This is a genomic window from Bradyrhizobium sp. LTSPM299, assembly GCF_000938235.1.
Lineage (GTDB): Bacteria > Pseudomonadota > Alphaproteobacteria > Rhizobiales > Xanthobacteraceae > Bradyrhizobium.
Map to the genome: position 1 here is coordinate 58,199 of NZ_JYMU01000077.1, position 17,909 is coordinate 76,107.

The window sequence follows — 17,909 nt, forward strand, 5'->3', positions numbered from 1 at the left end:
TATATGAGGGCCAACGAGCAGCAGCACGATCATCCTGACGGTCTGCATGGCCATGACGAAGGTGTGTCTACTTTGGTAGAGGCCGCGATGATCGCGGCAGCGTCGACGCCACCGGGGCTGGTCGCGAGGTAGGCGGTAAGTGGGTCAATGTGGAAGAAAGCCGTCAGCGTCCCGGCCAGTATGCCGCAAAATGCCATCAGCAGCACGATGGCGACTAGACACTGGGGGAGAGCCCGCGCGGCGGCGGTCAGCACGTCATGGGTGAAACGCAATCCAATATTCCAGCCGATGAGCGCGAAGCTGGCGGCAAGGACGACGGGGGGCAGCTCGATGCTCACCCAGCCAAACACATTGAGCACCGCTCCCAGCACCAGCGGACCGAGAAGCGCGCCGGCCGGTATCCGCAGGCCGAGACCGATGCTACCGCCGATCATAGCCAGAATTGCCGTCGCCGTGAGGTCCGGCAGGCTGATCGGCGGGAAATAGCCGCTGGAGAAGCGGCCACCGCCACCGGGGACGAATATCAGCGAAACCAGCGAGGCTACGGCGGCCACCATTACGACGCGCAGATACTGCATGAAGGCAACGAGCCGAAAATCGGCGCCATAAGCCTCGGCCATCAACATCATCACCGGAGCAGCTCCTGGAAGCGTGCCCAATACCGCGGTCGTGCCAGGAATGACGCGAAGGCGACTCATGACCCAGCCTACTGCCGCGCTCGCGATGATCGAAAGTGCCACAACGCCGAGGAACAGCGGCCAATGAATGATGAAGCCTCCGACGATCGAAGAGGTGATCGAGCGCGCGACGAGACAACCCATGATCGCCTGCGCGGCTATGAGGAAGACACGAGGAACCATCACTGCGCCACCCGAGGCCTGCAGCAGGGCGGCAGCCGCAAGCGGCCCGAGCATCGCAGCGGCCGGAAGCCGGGCACACTGGAGAACTGCCGCCGCCATGGCGGACAGTGCAATGAGCACAACCCAGCGTCCCGCCGTGGATAGGCGTTGCAGCGGAAGAGCCCGTTTCGCCGACGGCTCGCTCACCTCTGGAGCTCGATATCGTCGGCTTTCGCCACACGTCCCAGCATCGGGAAAATCTGCTCGAACGCAAAAGTATGCATCTCGGCCGATCGGCCTGCAGAGGCGTCCTCGGGCAACACAACCGCATAGCCGTGTTCATGCGCCGCCCGGGCGGTCGACTCCACGCCCATATTGGTTGCTATCCCGCCGATCACCACCGAGGTCACCCCGCGGCGGCGGAGTTGCAGGTCCAATTCGGTGCCATGGAATGCGCCCCATTGACGCTTTGTGATTCTCAGATCGGACGGTTCGGCCAAGCCGTCGGCGAGCTCGGTCCAACCTTCCGGCAAGCCGCCGGGCGGCAACGCCGGTGGGCGATCGACCGGCATCTTCAGTGCGTCGCTGAAATCCAAAGAGAAGGCGACATTGACGAGCACGACCGGCGCCCGGGCGGCCCGGAAGCGCCGGGCTAGTTCGTCTCCTTTGGCGAGCACCGCTTCGCCAGAATATGGAGCTGTTGGCATTCCGACGATGCCCTTTTGCAAATCGATCAAGATCAGTGCCGTCGAAGCGGCGGGAAGAATGATCATCGAAGTGTCCTTTTGAGTTCGAGGCTTCTTGTCGTCGCCTGTTGCCTAACGCGGAGCGGTTCCGCTATATACTTGAGGATACACTCAAGCAGGAACACTATTTGAGCAAATCCTCAAATTCGTCAAGCCCTAATCGACAGTCGCTGGAACCTCAGCGGGATGTCGGCCGCCAGCGTGTCGCGGATTTGATGCAAGCCGCGGCGGCCGTGATTCAGGAACGGGGATACGAGGCCGCAACCATGGCGGAGATAGCGGCGCGGGCCGATGCAAGGATAGGTTCGCTCTACCGCTTCTTCCCAAGCAAAGAGGCAGTGGGCGATGCTCTCATGCAGCGATACGCTGAAATCCTGCAGGCGGAATATGACGCGATCCACGCGCGGGCTGCGATGATTACGCCCGGGGAGCTCGCCGACGCCCTCATCGATCTCTTTGTGAAACTCCATCCGCAGGCGCAAGCCGTGACGGCATTCCTTGAGTTCCGAGCCGACTGGACTGTCGTCCGTCAACGTTTCCGAGCCCAGGCGCTCACTGGAGTTAGAACGGCGCTAACCGTCTGTGCACCTGATCTCGATGACAACCTGGCCGACGACGTCGCTACCGTCGTTCTGAACAACATGAAGACGATGGTAAGTATGGCCAATAAGGAAGCACCTACCAGCCTCGGCGCACCCGACGAGCTCAGATTGATGAACCGCCTCTATCTGGCAGCGAAGCTCAGAACTGGAGCGCCGCGTAAAAGGAAAAAGAGCGGCAACTGAATTAGTCTGGTCTTTATCCTCACGGCAGTGCCAGAGTTGTGCTCGAGACGAGTGGGTGCAATCGAAGCGAGTAGTGATCTGGAGGAAAGACTGGTTGCTCGGGTTGTTGCCAGTATGGAACCAAATCTACCGCTCCGGTCTACGGGCTTGCAAGCCGTCATTGCGCAGCCACCTGATTTCCGATGTCGATCGGCCGTAAAAACGTCTCATCGTCATCCACAAAGATGAATGTGCCAGCCGTGTTGCGATAGCGCGCAGCCTGCTCGTGCAATCGTGAATAAAGGACAGCAACACTAACGAACTGGTCATGCCCCAGATCGTCGTGCTTCGCGAGCCTCGAAATATCGACGATTTGAACCTTTTCTTTCAGGGCAGCCTCCCGCACAACGGGATCGTCAACGTTAATATCGCCAGCACGCGCGATGCCACCGTCAAGAAAACTGGACAGTCGAAGCGCACCATCATCCCTGGAAACCAGAACCAGCAAAGGTGGCTTGAGCGGACCAATGGCTTGTACCTGAGCACGGAACGTTTCCGCGTTGATGTCGGGCGCCGCCAGCACAACACGGCCTAACCGGGCGATCACTCGGTCTTTGCCTTCGATACGAAGCTGACGCAAAGCGTCAACGGTCAACATAGCACCCATGCTGTGGGCAACCACGACAATGTCGCCGACCTCGGAGCTGCTGCTTAACATTGTTAGTAGAGCCATCAGATAGTCGCGAGAACGGCTTGCCGATTGCTTGTCTGTTTCATAGGCAGCTACCTGACCTTGCGATGGCCAGGAGAACAGGATCGGAATCCCGTCGATTCTGATGTCCGCCTGCAACTGGGCGAGTCGGAACAGCGACTCTTGGAAATTGCTGTTAAACCCGTGCACGAAAACGAAGGCTTTGTGCTTTTTTCTCCGAGTATCGCCTTGCGGAGCGACGGCTTTGCGAAAATCGGCTTCGCTCATCACGGCCTGATCTACTACAGCAAAGCTGCTCCGTGGATCGGGGGTTGCGGTCGGCATTTCAATATTGCCGGACTTGTGATTGGGTGGCACCGAGACGACAAACTTGGCAAAGTTGAGCGCATTGGCCTGGTTCGCAGTGAATACGTTCCCCGACGAAATCTCGCGCTCACGCGTGGTCGCCACATAGATCTGCAGCGTTTTTTCGCCAGACGAGGCAGCCACGGGCGTCAGCACTTCTGGACCAGGTCTGGCAGCGCAACCGACCAGAATGAAGGAAAACAGAACGACGACTGCCCAACCTAGCCTGCGACAACGAAAACTACGCCACATGGCAACTGCCTCCCCCACCAAGCCAACGCGCACTGATCTACTCGCTTGCTATCGCTTGAGGGCCCGACGCCACGCGCCCGGGCTTACGCCGACTGTCTGCCTGAAAGCTCGCGTGAGGTGACTTTGGTCACTGAAGCCGCACTCCGCGGCCACGTCCGATAACGACAGCTCGTCATCGCGCAGCTTTTCCTTGGATAGCACGACGCGCTGCTCAATTAGCCACTTGTGCGGCGCCACTCCCAGCGTGCGACGGAAGGCGTGCGAAAAATAACCCATCGACAGGCCGCACTCTCGCGCCACCTCCTTGAGCGCTACACCGCGCTTGATGTTGGCGCGAAGAATTTCCATCGCGCGTCGCTCCTGCCATGGTGCAAGCCCACCCCGGGTCGGCTGCGACATCGGCCGCATGCCTCCATAGGTCTGAGCGATATGCACCCCGACCGCCAGCAGGACGTGGTCGACAAACAACCGGTTAGCTTGATCAGGATGGCTGAGCGCGGGCAGCAGCAAGCTCCCCAGGCTGGAAATCGTGACGTCGTTGACGCCCACGCCGGGCTCATAGCTCAAATCGCGAATTCGCGGCGCATTGGCCTCTTCAGCGATCACGTCCAGCGCCGCACGCGGCAGATAGAAAGCCAGAGAGTGATAGGGCTTGTCGAATAGAGCGGTGGGAACTCGCTTCAGGTCATGGAGACAACTCTCGCCAGCCCGTACGTCGCACACCGACGCTCGTCGACCAGCCTCCCAATATTCGCGATTGGGAAAATCGCGAAGGTGTAAACCGATGAGAAAAGCATCTTCCTGCTGAATCGGCCCGCACATTTCGTGCAACGGACTGTCACATCGGATCTCTGTGACAGCCAGTTCCGCTGTGCGTAATGCGCGAGTAACGATCGCCGGTGCATTCTCGACTTGAAATCGCTCACCAAGCCGCCGTCCATAAGCCTCGGTCATCACTCGCTCAATAACTCAAAGGGCCAAACTGTAGATCCGCATTTTGTAGCTCCCTGATCTGACGCCGCGAGCGCCGCCGGAGACGGTCATCATGAAGCCATCCCATCGCATGAGCGTCAACTGTCAGCCCGACGGCGACGATCCCACAGTTGCTCAAGTGATTCTTGAACGAACGTGATCCCAACTGAACACTTATGCCCGTTGGGGCGCGGACTCATTAGCACGCAGCCAAATACGGATGGATACGAGCTAGACGAAGGCTGGAGATCGAATTTTGTTGACGTCGATTTCGTGAGTCATTGCTGCCGCCGTGTTCTCTATATCGGCCCTGGCTGACCCCGCCGCCAGCATTGTTGACGATTTGGCGTGTCAGGCGGCGTGCAGGCCGAGCAGGGATTTCGGCTCGAGAAACGCCTCCAACCCGAAGTCGCCGTATTCGCGGCCGATGCCGGATTGCTTGAAACCGCCAAAGGGTGCCATCGGCTCGTGGGCCAGCGTGTTGATCAGCACGCGACCGGCAACAATCCGGTCGGCCACCCGTCGCGCACGCGCCATGTCGCCCGCCAGGACATAGGCTTGCAGGCCATAGGCCGTGTCGTTGGCGATGGCGATCGCCTCATCGTCTTCCGCGTAGGGAATGATCGACAGCACCGGCCCGAAGATCTCCTCGCGCGCAATGGTCATGTCGTTGCGGACGTTGGTGAACAGCGTCGGCCGCACGAACCAGCCGCCGAGCCCGTCCGGCCTACCCTCGCCGCCGGCAAGCAGCGTGCCCTCGTCGATACCGATACGGATATAACGTTGAACGCGATCCCATTGCTTCTGGCTGACCATCGGGCCGACGCTCGTTGAGGGATCACGCGGATCGCCGGTTTTGACTTCTCTAACCGCCGCCTTCGCAAGTTCTTCCACCTCGCCGAGTCGGCTCCGTGGCACGAGGACGCGCGTGCCGGCGATGCAGGCCTGTCCGCTGTTCATGAAGCCCGCACCGAGAGCCAACGGAATCGCCTGCGCCAGATTGGCATCGTCCAGAATGACGGTGGGAGACTTGCCGCCGAGTTCGAGCGTGATCCTCTTCATCGTCTCCGCGCCGGCGCGCAGGATTGCCTTGCCGACTGCGGTCGAGCCGGTGAAGGAAATCTTCGCGACATCGGGATGGCTCGTGATCTCGGTGCCGACCACCTCGCCCCGGCCGGTGACGATGTTGAACACGCCGGCCGGCAATCCGGCTGCGTGCAACGCTTCGGTGACCACCTGCGTCTGGATCGCGCTCATCTCGCTCGGCTTGACGACCGCCGTGCAACCGGCGGCGATAGCGGCCGCGAGCTTGCCGCAAATGAAGCCGGCATCGCTGTTCCACGGCGTGATGAGGCCGGCGACACCCAAGGGCTCCATCACCACCTCGGCCGTGCCGACGCGTCGCGTAAAGCGATAGTCCTCGAGCACCCGCGCCATATCGAGCAGGACGTTTGCCGGGTAGTCAGCCATGAAGCCGGCACGCGAGACGGGTGCGCCATACTCTTCGACGATGGCTTCCAGCAGGTCCTCCCGACGCGCCTTGATGGCGGCGTGCATCCGCCGCAGCAGGGCGATGCGTTCGTCCCTGCTCGTGCGCGAGAAGGCCGGGAAGGCCCGTTTGGCGGCAGCGATAGCGGCGCGTGCGTCCTCCACGTCAGCGAGGCGCACCCGACCGATGACCTGCGCCGTCGCAGGGTTGTACAGGTCGAACAGCTCGGTCCCGTGCGGCGTGGCGAAGCTGCCGTCGATATAGATCTTGTCGATGAAGCGCATGGCTCTCTCCCGGAAACGGTGGATGAACCGGGAGATAGGCCATTATCGTTGGTGCGATAAGGTGTATAATTCCGCATGAAACGGTGCAAGAATCCGGACAATGAGGTCATCGGGACTGATCGAGCTGGACGCGGTGCTGGCGGTGGCGCGCCACCGCGGCTTCCGAGCGGCTGCTACCGAACTCGGCATGTCGCGCTCGGCGTTGAGCCATGCCATCGCCGCGCTGGAGGCGAAACTCGGCGTGCGCCTGTTCCACCGAACGACCCGAAGTGTCTCGCTGACCGAGGCCGGCGAGCAGTTCGTTTCCGGCGTTGCGCCAGCGCTGGGCCAGATCAGGGAAGCGATGGCGCGAGCGGGAAGCCATCGCGACACGCCGGCTGGCACACTGCGCATCAACACATCGGCGGGCGCGGCGCGGCAGATGGAGCCGCTGGTGTTCGAGTATCTGCGCCGATATCCCGACATGACGGTCGACATCGTTACTGAGGGACGACTGGTCGACATCGTCGTCGATGGGTTCGACGCCGGCGTGCGCCTGGCTGAACTGGTGCCGCAAGACATGATCGCCGTGCCGCTGGGGCCCGATCAACGTTTCGCAGTTGTCGGATCGCCCGCCTATTTCAAGCAGCATCCGAAGCCGCGCACGCCTGCCGATCTCTCCCGGCATCGCTGTATCCGCAGCCGACTGCCGAGCGGTGCGATCTATCGTTGGGAGTTCGAGCGCCACGGCGAAGTGCTGGCCATCGACGGTGAAGGACCGCTGATCCTCGACGAGCCAAATTTAATGCTGGCTACGGCGCGGGCCGGGTTCGGCCTCGCTTATCTCACCGAATGGAATGTCGCGGCCGACCTCGCGGCCGGCTCGCTGGTTCGCGTGCTGGATGAATGGACACCGCCCTTTCGAGGCCTGTCGCTCTATTATCCCGGACGTCGGCATGTACCCGCCGCCTTGCGCGCCATGATCGACCTGATCCGGGAAAAGGCGGTGAGGTGAAAGTTTTGTTGGCGCTGCACGACGCATGATCAAATCAGAATCCGACTGGAGGTTATATTGCAATTTCAGCTTTATTTGAGTTCGCAATTTTATCCTGAATGGTGCGCCACCGTTGCTGGTGTCACGCAGCGCAAGCGCCGCTATTACGGTTCGTCGGGCCGTAGTCCTGAATTCGCTCCCATCCGGCTCATCGCGCCGTAGCTCCTTACGCGCCACTGGATCACTTCGGTACAAGTTCTTCAGCAGCTAAACTGGGACTGGCGATCTCGCGCAATTTGACGGCGATATCCATGCTCACAATCCGCAGAAGGTTGGCGCGGAGTTCGGGTCTGCTCGCTGCGAATTCGCGCAAGTGCTGCAGGTCCCACTTTGCGAGAGTGCCGGGACCACGAGCCACTACCTGCACCGGACTGGCCAAGCCGCTGTAGGCGCTCACATCCCCAATAAGTTGACCAGACCGAAGTGCCATTCTGGAGTTGCCGCTAAGAATAGCTTCGAGATCCCCGGCCATGACGACGATGGCCTCGGATATGTGCTGCCCCTTTTCGAGAATAATTTCCCCGGGCGAGCAGTCGACCCACCGAGCAAGGCTGACCAGCCTTAAGAATTCTCGCTTGTCGATCGAGCTGATAGCGACGCGGTAGAGCTGCTCTTCCTTGTTGTTGAGAACCACCGGCCGCCGCTCCAAGGCGATCGCCACGATGCGGATCGCGTTGACGATCATGAACGCAACTCCCCAGAAAATCGGCGGCCACAATTTTTCGCCCTGGAAATAGTAATACGGCAGAGTCAGCCCCTCACCGACGATCGCCAAAATCCGCAACTTGAGGAGGTCTCGCACCGAGAACGCCACAAGAAATACAACGTTCGATAGGTTAATTAGACCGTTGATCCCAACAACCTGATCAGCGATAAACTCGTACATCAAGACCTCACAACATTTTCAGTGCGCGACCATGCCGGGCGGGAGCCAGTTCGAATTGCAACAGGCGGCTGAAGGGGTCGGTCAGCAATGTTAACGGCGAATGTCCGAGGTGCAGCGGATCACCACAATCATCCCGGTAGAGACTGATCGCTTGTTCGCAAAGACGCTAAGGCATAAGGGTCGGTCGATCGTCAACGATGCAGGTGTCGAGAACAGCAGATCGCACATAAGAATTCAATATACATTTCTGACAGCAAAACTAAGGGGCCTGTGGGCTACGGCCGGGGCAGCGGTCGTCGCTCGACGCGATTTTTTAGATCGGCCTCACTTGCTAAACGGTCAGGTCTGCCAGGACCTCAATATCGGTGATAGAATATGAAAACGTGAATCGATATCCACGTCCCACCTTCAGCGGCGCCAATACTTCCAACTCTTCGCCGTAGGCTTCCGGAAAATCGAGTTCACCCTCGCCGGTCCAGATATTTGTGATCAGGAGTTGGTTCGAGACACATCGAACGAGTTCATCGACGGCCGGCTTGTCGTGCATACCGGCGGAAAGCCGCGGAAAATATCGTCGCCCCACAATCCGGCGGTCGAGCACGCCGACGAGACGCTCGGCTTGTTCGCGCAATGTAACACGGGCTTGCACTAACGAACGACCGTGGGCCGACATGCAGGCCGAAAACCTGCTATCATGCACAAGTGGCGCCGAAGCTGCGCCCACAGTGGCAAAACTACGGGTCTGGTGGACCGTACCGAATTTTTCCGGATAGCCTTGAATCCAACCCCTTATCAACGCAGCGTCGTTGTCGACATAGCAATATGGACACCACGCTATTCGTGATCCCTTCCACATCGCGTCGAGCAGGACAGTAAACCCACGACACTGATATCTGGCAGGATCGAGGTACTCATTGTTCTGCGCTGTGAACTGATAATCCGTGAAGAGTGCAACGGAGTGGCCTGGACGTTTCCTATCAAGCTCGACGCCGATCGGGAGGGTATGGATCGAGACATCCGGATCATTCCAAAACTCTACCGCTAGGACATCACCAGCGAAATGCCAGGGAGGCGACGGGACGAGCGCGGCGATGCCGAGAGGGGACCGAGGCGCAGTGAACCCTTTTAGCATTTCTTGTCCCACCGCCAGCGGCCTACCGTCGCGCATTAGCTCGAAGCGACCCGTTTGCATTGGCGTTGTTCCGGACGCTTGGACAAACGTCTGATGACTTGCTGGTTTGTGCGCCCTCCGCTCCCGCGTTCGGGAAGCGGAGGGGCGCAACGGCCTCGAAAGGTACAAAGGCTGACGTTTCGCTACAAGCACGCGCACCGGCAAGGGCGTATTCGTATTCGATCTCGTGAATGTCGACCACGACCGCGGATGGTGGAGCCTCTGATGAACGCAGACTATCGGAATAAATGGATGCTGCTTCGGCCGACGCATTTGACACGGTGGCGCTTGTCGCTCGCTTTGCTATCCGCGACGGCCTCCCCCACTCCCTCCTTCTCACAAGAAACACTAGACCAGCGCCTGGCCTACACGCTGGACGTACTCAGACTTTGCGGCGCCTTCATCCCCAATGCAGATGAGATAACGGTTTGTCTCGGAGAAAAGAACGCCCTGCTCAGCGATTCTTGAAGGACGGCGTTCGAGGCGGCAATGAAGCAGCTGCCCAGCGCAAACGACAGCGTTCAACCCCGCAAACGCCTCATAAGATAGAGGCACAGGAGAGATGTCTGTCCAAGCGATGAAGTTTGTAGTGGTGAACAACATGACGCCGCGCAGCCGCTCTGTCTGCGCGGCGTTTTCGCGACCACTGGAGCAGGGCTACTTGCACAATCTCTCCTCCTCGAGACGCTATTGCGGAGTTGAGTGCTACCCCCTTGTGAGCGGATTCGTCGGACTGGCTACCGCAGCGCACCCATTCGAACTCGCGATCGCTTGGCCAAAGCTGGCGGTTGACGTCACCTCAGCGCTGTTCGACAGCACATGGGGCGACCATCGCGGCTGATGCTTGAGACCCATTCCATCTCACTCTGTCGTCTGCCACGTCGTGGATCCGAAGCGCCCCTCCACTCACGATGCCGTGGCCGGATGAGCAGGAGCAATGAAACGAAGGATGGCGCCCCGTGGCGCGTTAGGGCTCGCCCATAATCGTCCATTATGCGCTTCGATAATTGACCGGCAGATCGACAACCCAAGCCCCAGACCGTCCCGTTTCGTGGTGTAGAAAGCCTCGAACGCGCGGTCAAGATCCACCGGCGCGAAGCCTGGACCCGAATCTCGCACCTCGACTGACACACCATCCGCCTCGTGACGCGTACCGATGAGCAATTCCCGCTTCCCTTGGCCAACGTCGCGCATCGCTTCGATGGCATTGATGATCAGGTTAAGCAGTACCTGCTGCAGCTGGACCCGATCTCCCTGGACACGCGGCAGGTCCTCCGCTAACTGAGTCCGCACCGAGACGCTATTGTTTGCTGCCTCCGTACGGGTGAGAGCAATAACCTCGAGAATGGCGTCGTTGATCTCTACGGCGTCTTTTCGTGCGGGCGCCTTCTTAATGAGTGCGCGGACTCGCCCGACAACCTCGCCTGCACGATTTCCCTCTCTGACAATAAGAGAGAGTGCGTCATCCACCTCACGAAAATTCGGTGGCCTAGCGTTTAGGAAACGCCGAGCGGCCGACGCGTACGTGACCGCCGCGGCGATCGGCTGATTCACTTCATGCGCGATTGATGATGTCAGCTGCCCCATCGTCGCGACGCGGTTGGCGTGCTCGAGCTCCAGTTGCGCTTCACGGTAGCGCCGCTCGCTCTCGCGCGCTTCTGCCTCCGCGCGCTTGCGCTCAGTCAAATCAAGCACGAAGGCAACACCGTGATCTTGCTGTTCGTCGAACGCGGCCGAGCCGATCAACACAGGCACGCGGCTACCGTCCTTGCGCAGGTACTCCTTTTCATAAGGTTGGACCGCGCCAGTCGTGTCTATGCCTGCTAGAGCGCGGGCGGCGCTGGCGCGCCATTCCGGCGGCGTCAAGTCGGCCAAGCGCATGCTGCCTGCGGCGATATCCTCTCGGTCGTATCCCATCATCTTGAGGAACGCGTCGTTGGCCTCGATGATCTCGCCTTTCCGACTCGATATGAAAATCCCGATGATGTTGGCGTCGACCAAGCGCCGGATTTTCGCCTCGCGCTCTGCGACGTCACCGTACAACCGAGCATTCTCCAGCGCGATTGCCGCCTGTGAGGCGAGCAGCTTCAGCACCGCGATCCGCCCCGGCGTGAACACATGCGACGCCAGACTGTTTTCGAGGTATAGCACGCCGATCAGTTCGGCCTGTTTCAGCAAAGGCAGGCAAAGAAGCGACCGTGCCTGTTTGCGACCGATGTATTCATCCTCGGCAAACGCGTTCTTTTCGCGGGCGTCATCCAGAATTACCTGACTCTTAGTGCGGATGACTCGTTCAAGGACCAACACGGGCAATTCAGACGGCGTCACCGGTGTTCCGAGAAGACGGACCCTGACGCCGTCGCGACCGCTCCTCGCTTCCGCCTCGATCTGGTATTGGCCGCCGCGCGGTAGCATCAGGAGGCCGCGGTCGGCCCCGGCATGCTCGACCGCGATAGCCATCAGCGTCTCGATTAACCTCTCAAGGACGATTTCGCCGGCAACGGCTTCCGACATCTTAATGACCGTAGCCAGATCCAACCGCTCGACAGACGTCTCGATGGTCGGCTTTGCGGCCAATGACGCCGCTTGTCGGATCCGGGGCTGGGTCTTGTCGAGCTGAGCGACCTTCGCCCACGCGCCCCAGCGGACGTAGCATTCGCGGGCTTCGTCCAAAAAAGTATCAGCCACCTTTTCGAGACCGCGAAGGCGGTAGAATCGAGCTGCCAATTCGCTGGCGAGCGCCTGGTCCTGGAGGAAACCGCGCTCCGCGGCCAAGCGAATTGCCTGCTGGTACAGCCGCATGGCCTCAATGTCCCGTCCTTCGACGCGCGCCCATTCCGCCGAGATCAACGCGCGTTTGTGCGCGAACGTCGCCGGGCCACTCTCAGCCCATCGCTGAAACGAACCCAGGTGTGCGATGAACTCCTCACGAAGATCTGCTCGTCTCTCCGGCGCAGACGCCGGGAAGACCGCGGCGATGGCAAGAGAATGATAAAAGCAGTAATCCATCGACTGAAGATTGAAACGAGCCGACCAGAGAACTGGCTTCGCCCTGGCGGCAAACTCAAGGGCTCTCTCCGCGTTGCCCAGCAAGAAGTGCCGCTGCAATTGCAGGATCCAATGAAAGCAGGCAACGATTGGCACGCCGCCCCGGAGCACCCGCGCTTCCAGCGCCGTCTCGTCAAGGGGGGCGCCGCTTCCCGCTCCTCCGCGAAGACTTTGAACGAAACCCTGAATGCTCAAGATGACCAACTGACCAAATTTGTATTTGCGGACGAAATCCAGGGCATCTACCGACTCGAGCCACACCTGGTCGAGAGGATCGCCGCGTGCCATCAGATCGGTGACGCGATGTTGACGGTTCCAGCAGGCGTAGACCATCTCGCCGGTTTCCGCGACAGATTGGGCCGCGGCCTCGAGGCAGATCAGAGCGTCTTCAATTGGACGCGTCCACAGGACCGCCATTTGCATGAGGAAATGTGCGCCTGCCTTCTGCGTGGTGAACCCGTATCGTTCGGCGACCGCGACTGCCAATCGTGCAAACGCCTCCCCGTCTGCGAAGCAATGGAACACCGGGCCAAGAGCTACGGACATTCCGGCGTAACCGATCGTAGAGTACCCGCTTGTTCCATACCGACAGGACAGCCTGACCATCCTTAAACAATTCATCTGGAACAGCTCGCCGTCGGCGTGATAGGCCAATTCGCCCATTGAACTGCAGAGCTTCATGACCGCCTGCGTCTCCGGGTCATCCATCATCGGCAGGTCAATCAGGCTCTCGATCGGGCGCCCATCGAGGGCCCGGCGCATCTCCTCGTATTCTGCCCGCACTTGTTCCGGCGTCGGAGCGTCCGGCAGATCGACGCCGAACGTTCGCAGGCATTCGAGCGCCGTGCGCACAGCGGGGCCGTAGTTGCCTTGCCTCAATTGAAGCATGATGCGCAGACGACAGATCTCGGCATTATCGATCTTGGACCGCGCCTTGAAGAGTAGCACCTCCACGAGTCCCGCCGCCTGCTCCAGGTTCGAGTTGAGGATCTCGCATTCTGTCCGCTCCAGGAACAGGTTCAACGTCAAATCGTAGGATCTCTGCCATCCGTCGTCCGAGAGAACGGCGATACCGGCTGCGAGGTAGGTGGAGGCCGCAGCATAGGCGGTCGAAGCTTTCGCCTTCCGGCCTGCAACAAAATTGAGTTCGGCCGCGCGCACCTTCTCGGGCCACTCGGAAATGAGAGCCGTGCCAAGATTCAGCTGGTTGACGAGGTCGTAGATCTTCTCCGCAACGCTCTCTTGCGTGGTCTCCGCGACAAGGAGACGTGCAATCCGCAGATGGAGTTCGGCGCGACCTTTCGTCGGAATCAGCGCATAGGCGGCCTCCTGAACCCGATCATGGAAGAACCGATAGCTTCCCTCGCGGGGGATAGCGGCGCCGGCGCGGACGGCGTCTCGAAAACTTGCATGCATAGCCTCGTCAGATTCGCCACGCAGCTTTGCCAGGGTCGCAAAGTCAGCGTGACTGCCGAGGCAGGCGAGAAGCTTCAACGCTTCCTGAGCCTCCGGAGCAAGACGCCGCAACCTGCCGATCATCAGGTCCACCGGATTGTCGCTGAACCTCTTGTCGACAATTGCGTCCAAATCCCATGTCCACGACCGCGAGAGCGGATCGAACTCGATCAGTCGTTCTTCGGCGAGACTGGTGAGGAACTGGCCGGCGAAAAAGGGATTGCCACCACCGCTTCTGCTGTGCACCAGCTCAGCGAACGGCCGCATCTCGTCGGGCGAACGCCGCAACGTGTCGCACAGCAGTTGGTTGATGTCATCGACCGAGAGCGGGCCGAGGACGATCTGATCGACTTTCGCGCCGGCTTTGCGGAGATCCTCCAGCTTGAGCATCAGGGGATGTGCCGAGTCGACCTCGTTGTCGCGATACGCCCCGATGAGCAACAGATGACGCGTGTCCGGATGGAGCAGGAGATGTTCGATGAGCGTCAGCGTGGCTGGATCGAGCCATTGCAAGTCATCGACGAAAATGACGAGCGGATGTTCCGCCCTCGCGAACACGCCGACGAATCGCTGGAACACGGTCTGAAACCGCAGTTGGGCGTCGACCGGCGAGAGAACTGCCACGGTCGGCTGCGGACCGATCAGTCGAACGAGGTTGGGAATGAGATCGGTCAGCAGGCGGCCCTGATTTCCGACAGCCTCCTTAATCCCGTCTCGCCAGAAAGCGATGTCGTTCGCCTGGCCGTTCAGCAGCTGTTGAATCAATCCCTGAAAAGCCTGAGCCAGGGTCGCATGGGGGGTATCGCGGAGCCGCTGGTCGAATTTTCCCGAAATGAAGATGCCGCGAGGCAGCACGATCACCTTGTGCAGCTCGTTGGCGACCGATGACTTGCCGATGCCCGAATAGCCAGAGATCAGAACGAGTTCCGAACCGCCATGATTCACGACACGATCGAAGGCAGCGAGCAGGGTGGCAATCTCGCCCTCCCGTCCGTACAGCTTCTCCGGGATCATCAGCCGGTCCGACGCGTCCTGCAGAGCAAGCGGGAATGGGTCGATCCGCCCGAACGACTCCCAAGCAGTCAGGCATTTGCGCAGATCCGCCTCCACTCCTGCTGCGGTCTGGTAGCGCTCCTCAGCTGTCTTCGCGAGAAGCTTCATGACGATCATCGAGAGCGGAGCCGGCAGCGCGCTTGCAAGCTCGTGCGGGGGGACAGGCTCTCTTGCGATGTGACAATGGATCAACTCGATCGGATCAGCGGCGGTAAAGGGTAATACGCCGGTCAATATCTCATAAAAAGTGACTCCCAGCGCGTAAAGGTCGCTTCGGGAGTCGACCGAGCGGTTCATCCGCCCTGTCTGCTCCGGGGCCATGTAGGCAAGTGTACCTGTGATAGTCTCCGGCGGCTCTGGTGTCTGCCGCTCACGCGGCACACGTGATGCGATTCCGAACCCCGTCAACGACACGCAGCTGCTTTCCGATTCCACCAAGATATTTGCCGGCTTGATGTCCTTATGGATGAGACCGCGCTCATGCACATGGCGAAGCGCGCCCGCGAGCGGGATCGCGATACGCAGGAAATGCGATACGTCCAGTGGACGACCAAGCAGTTGATCGAGCGGCGTACCACCGGGATCCTCGAGCACCAGCGTTATACGGCCGCTATCGTGCATAAGCGCGACAGGCCGCGCTGCCCACTCGGCGTCAAGTTCGGACTTGAGCGCATATTCGTGCTCAAGTCGCTCGACGCAACCGGGCGACGTTTCTTCTCCAGCAACAAGCAGGATCGGCTTCAAGCCGTTGCCAGAGCCCCGGGATAGAGCGATGGCGCCCTCCCGCAGCGACGAGAATGCGTAGCCCGAGAGCCCGTTCATGAAGGCTCCTGGGCGAAGTACACTGAGGCTTGTTCGATAATCACTCGCGCTACGGCCTGCACACTCGCGCCGTCACCCACGGCTGACACGCTTACCAGAGGCTTCGTTATCTCCATGACCGTTCCGGTTGCTTCCCGCAGGAGCGTTTTCCAGGTGGGGCTTGCACCTACTTGAGAGCGCCGCCTTGCTGGTGACCCATTCTCACCCGCCGCGGCAACGCATCCGCACCAGCTTTAAACGCGTAGTTGTCTCGCCGCTTGAAGGAACGTACGACAACTTGCCGGGTCCTATTGCCGACAGCGCAACTCTTTGTGATTCGAGGTAGCCAGCGACGTATTCCCCATACCGGCGGAGGACTACGTCGACTTCGGCATGCTCCTCCAATTTTTGGAGCGCATATGCCCGCGTCGTGTCTAGCAACCGATACTGTCCCTGCGCTTCGTCGATCCGAGTTGCTATTAATGACTTCTCAACCAGGCCGGCGATCGCGTCAAAGATTTCTCCGGTACCCATGCCGAGTTCGCCTGCGACATACCGCGCGTCCTCAAGGGTGAATTGACCAACGAAAGGGGCTATGCGTCGAAGAACAATCCTTTCCCCGTCAGACAGCAGATTGTAGCTCCAATCCAGAGTCGCCTTTAGCGTCTGATGTCTGGCAACCGCCGATCGATGGGCCAATTTCAGCAGCCCCAGCCGAGCAATGGTGTTCTTGAGGCCGAGGGCAGCCACCTGACCTGCCGCCAACTCAATTGCCAAGGGTATGCCATCCAGCTTTCGGCACATTTCCGCGACAAGCGGCGCGTCCTCATCGGTGAGAACGAAGCTTCCCGCCCTCGCCGCCACGCGTCGTGCAAGCAACTGCACTGCCGGATATCGAAGCACGCCATTTGCCGTTTGCTCCGAGCCATCTCGTGGGAAATCAAGGGGGAGAACCCGCCAACAATGCTCCCCCCGTACCTTCAGCAATTCCCGACTGGTGGCCAGGAGATAAATCTGCTCTGATTCTTGATAAAGTTGCTCGGCAAGTAGCGCGACCGCCTCGATCACGTGCTCACAGTTATCGAGAATGATAAGAAATTTCTCCGAGCGAACGAGGTCGACTAGCTCCGGACCGGGATCTCTCGATGTGAGCGATAGTCCCAGGGATGTCGCGACGGCGCCCGCAACATGCCGCGGATCGGTAAGGCTTTCCAGGTCAACAAAATGAACTTTCCCGGCAAACTCCTCGGCGACAGCGCCGGCAACGGCCAAAGCAATGGTCGTCTTGCCGATGCCGCCGGGGCCGAGCAGTGTTACGAACCGCTCATTTCGAAGCTTGCCACCAACCTCGCTGACGACCTTTTCGCGCCCAATCATCGTGACCGATCGCAAGGGTCGCCTGCCTTGGGACAAGAACTTGGTGTTCCTGTTTTCCGTGCAACCAGCGAGCGGGACGACGGTGCCGACGAACGAATAGCCCCGTCCCTTGATGTTTGCGATGTATCGATTGCCGAATTGGCCGTCGCGAAGTGCCTTGCGGATTGCGGCCACGTGGACCCGGAGGCTTCCCTCCTCGACGGTTACGTCCGACCAGACGTGATCCATCAGTTCCTGCTTCGCGATAATCTCACCTGGGCGGCCGACAAGATACGTCAAAATATCCAACGCCCGATCCCCGAGCGGAAGCACTCGACCGTCGTGCCGAAGCAGCCTCTCGTCAATCGAAAGTTCAAAAGGGCCGAATCTCAGCTTCGTGTAAACCATGGTGCCATGCATGTGTGTCAGCCAAATGTTGGATCTCCCAGCCCGGCATGCGTACCGTCGGTCGGAAAACGCCGCAATTGTGCGCGCGTAAAGCTGGCCCCAACGAAACTCGTAGTCCTTCCCTCACCTTTGGAACGTACGAACGACACCTTTGTATAGAGTTGAGCCCCCCTGCGCCGCTGCGATCACAATGGCGGACAACACTAGAGTGCGACGGCATGACTGCCCTGCAGTCTGCGTCTATTCGCTGAAGCGTGTTGCAACGATCAGCCGGCAGATAATGGAGACGGGTCTA

General features: G+C 59.8%; 12 protein-coding genes. 3 read left to right on the top strand and 9 right to left on the bottom strand.

The genetic code is table 11. From position 1 onward, the window contains the following. Positions 1-29: 29 nt before the first annotated feature. Positions 30-980, bottom strand: a complete 951-nt coding sequence (locus UP10_RS34635; RefSeq protein ID WP_245322089.1) for an AbrB family transcriptional regulator — start codon at positions 978-980, stop codon at positions 30-32. Positions 981-1,042: 62 nt separating this feature from the next. Beyond that, positions 1,043-1,612, bottom strand: coding sequence for a hydrolase (locus UP10_RS34640; RefSeq protein ID WP_044591661.1), 570 nt, complete (start codon positions 1,610-1,612; stop codon positions 1,043-1,045). Positions 1,613-1,713: 101 nt separating this feature from the next. Between UP10_RS34640 and UP10_RS34645 the strand changes: the two genes are divergently transcribed. Beyond that, positions 1,714-2,370: a TetR/AcrR family transcriptional regulator gene (locus UP10_RS34645; RefSeq protein WP_044591699.1), complete on the top strand. Its 657-nt coding sequence runs from the start codon at positions 1,714-1,716 to the stop codon at positions 2,368-2,370. 157 nt (positions 2,371-2,527) lie between these two features. Here the strand turns inward: UP10_RS34645 and UP10_RS34650 are convergent, their stop codons facing one another. The 3 genes from UP10_RS34650 to UP10_RS34660 all read right to left on the bottom strand — a co-directional run bounded on the left by UP10_RS34650 (position 2,528) and on the right by UP10_RS34660 (position 6,403). Further along, entirely contained in the window at positions 2,528-3,658 is a 1,131-nt protein-coding gene (locus UP10_RS34650; RefSeq protein WP_082077414.1) for an alpha/beta hydrolase, read from the bottom strand. A 48-nt stretch (positions 3,659-3,706) separates the two neighbouring features. Continuing rightward, a complete protein-coding gene (locus UP10_RS34655) occupies positions 3,707-4,612 on the bottom strand; it encodes a helix-turn-helix domain-containing protein (RefSeq protein ID WP_044591662.1) in 906 nt (301 codons plus the stop codon). A 369-nt stretch (positions 4,613-4,981) separates the two neighbouring features. Further along, entirely contained in the window at positions 4,982-6,403 is a 1,422-nt protein-coding gene (locus UP10_RS34660) for an aldehyde dehydrogenase family protein (protein WP_044591663.1), read from the bottom strand. Positions 6,404-6,503: 100 nt separating this feature from the next. Between UP10_RS34660 and UP10_RS34665 the strand changes: the two genes are divergently transcribed. Then, complete coding sequence (locus tag UP10_RS34665) at positions 6,504-7,397, top strand: LysR family transcriptional regulator (protein WP_044591664.1); 894 nt, start codon at positions 6,504-6,506, stop codon at positions 7,395-7,397. Between the two features lie 220 nt (positions 7,398-7,617). Here UP10_RS34665 and UP10_RS34670 read toward each other — a convergent pair whose 3' ends face one another. Both UP10_RS34670 and UP10_RS34675 read right to left on the bottom strand, forming a co-directional pair. Beyond that, a complete protein-coding gene (locus tag UP10_RS34670; protein ID WP_044591665.1) occupies positions 7,618-8,322 on the bottom strand; it encodes a Crp/Fnr family transcriptional regulator in 705 nt (234 codons plus the stop codon). A gap of 331 nt (positions 8,323-8,653) precedes the next feature. Next, complete coding sequence (locus UP10_RS34675; protein ID WP_197086970.1) at positions 8,654-9,514, bottom strand: acetoacetate decarboxylase family protein; 861 nt, start codon at positions 9,512-9,514, stop codon at positions 8,654-8,656. Between the two features lie 204 nt (positions 9,515-9,718). Here UP10_RS34675 and UP10_RS34680 point away from each other — a divergent pair, with 204 nt between their 5' ends. After that, the gene (locus UP10_RS34680; RefSeq protein ID WP_245322090.1) at positions 9,719-9,961 is read left to right on the top strand and encodes a hypothetical protein; all 243 of its coding nucleotides are present in this window, start codon (positions 9,719-9,721) and stop codon (positions 9,959-9,961) included. A 438-nt stretch (positions 9,962-10,399) separates the two neighbouring features. Here the strand turns inward: UP10_RS34680 and UP10_RS34685 are convergent, their stop codons facing one another. Further along, positions 10,400-15,793: a trifunctional serine/threonine-protein kinase/ATP-binding protein/sensor histidine kinase gene (locus UP10_RS34685; protein ID WP_197086971.1), complete on the bottom strand. Its 5,394-nt coding sequence runs from the start codon at positions 15,791-15,793 to the stop codon at positions 10,400-10,402. A gap of 279 nt (positions 15,794-16,072) precedes the next feature. Beyond that, positions 16,073-17,626, bottom strand: a complete 1,554-nt coding sequence (locus UP10_RS34690; protein WP_050043947.1) for an ATP-binding protein — start codon at positions 17,624-17,626, stop codon at positions 16,073-16,075. Positions 17,627-17,909 lie beyond the last annotated feature (283 nt).

Bases quoted from the DNA above. Each gene is read 5' to 3' on its own strand.
- UP10_RS34690 (WP_050043947.1), bottom strand. From the start codon at position 17,626: ATGCATGGCACCATGGTTTACACGAAGCTGAGATTCGGCCCTTTTGAA.
- UP10_RS34670 (WP_044591665.1), bottom strand. From the start codon at position 8,322: ATGTACGAGTTTATCGCTGATCAGGTTGTTGGGATCAACGGTCTAATT.
- UP10_RS34655 (WP_044591662.1), bottom strand. From the start codon at position 4,612: ATGACCGAGGCTTATGGACGGCGGCTTGGTGAGCGATTTCAAGTCGAG.
- UP10_RS34665 (WP_044591664.1), top strand. From the start codon at position 6,504: ATGAGGTCATCGGGACTGATCGAGCTGGACGCGGTGCTGGCGGTGGCG.
- UP10_RS34680 (WP_245322090.1), top strand. From the start codon at position 9,719: ATGAACGCAGACTATCGGAATAAATGGATGCTGCTTCGGCCGACGCAT.
- UP10_RS34675 (WP_197086970.1), bottom strand. From the start codon at position 9,514: ATGCAAACGGGTCGCTTCGAGCTAATGCGCGACGGTAGGCCGCTGGCG.
- UP10_RS34640 (WP_044591661.1), bottom strand. From the start codon at position 1,612: ATGATCATTCTTCCCGCCGCTTCGACGGCACTGATCTTGATCGATTTG.
- UP10_RS34660 (WP_044591663.1), bottom strand. From the start codon at position 6,403: ATGCGCTTCATCGACAAGATCTATATCGACGGCAGCTTCGCCACGCCG.
- UP10_RS34650 (WP_082077414.1), bottom strand. From the start codon at position 3,658: ATGTGGCGTAGTTTTCGTTGTCGCAGGCTAGGTTGGGCAGTCGTCGTT.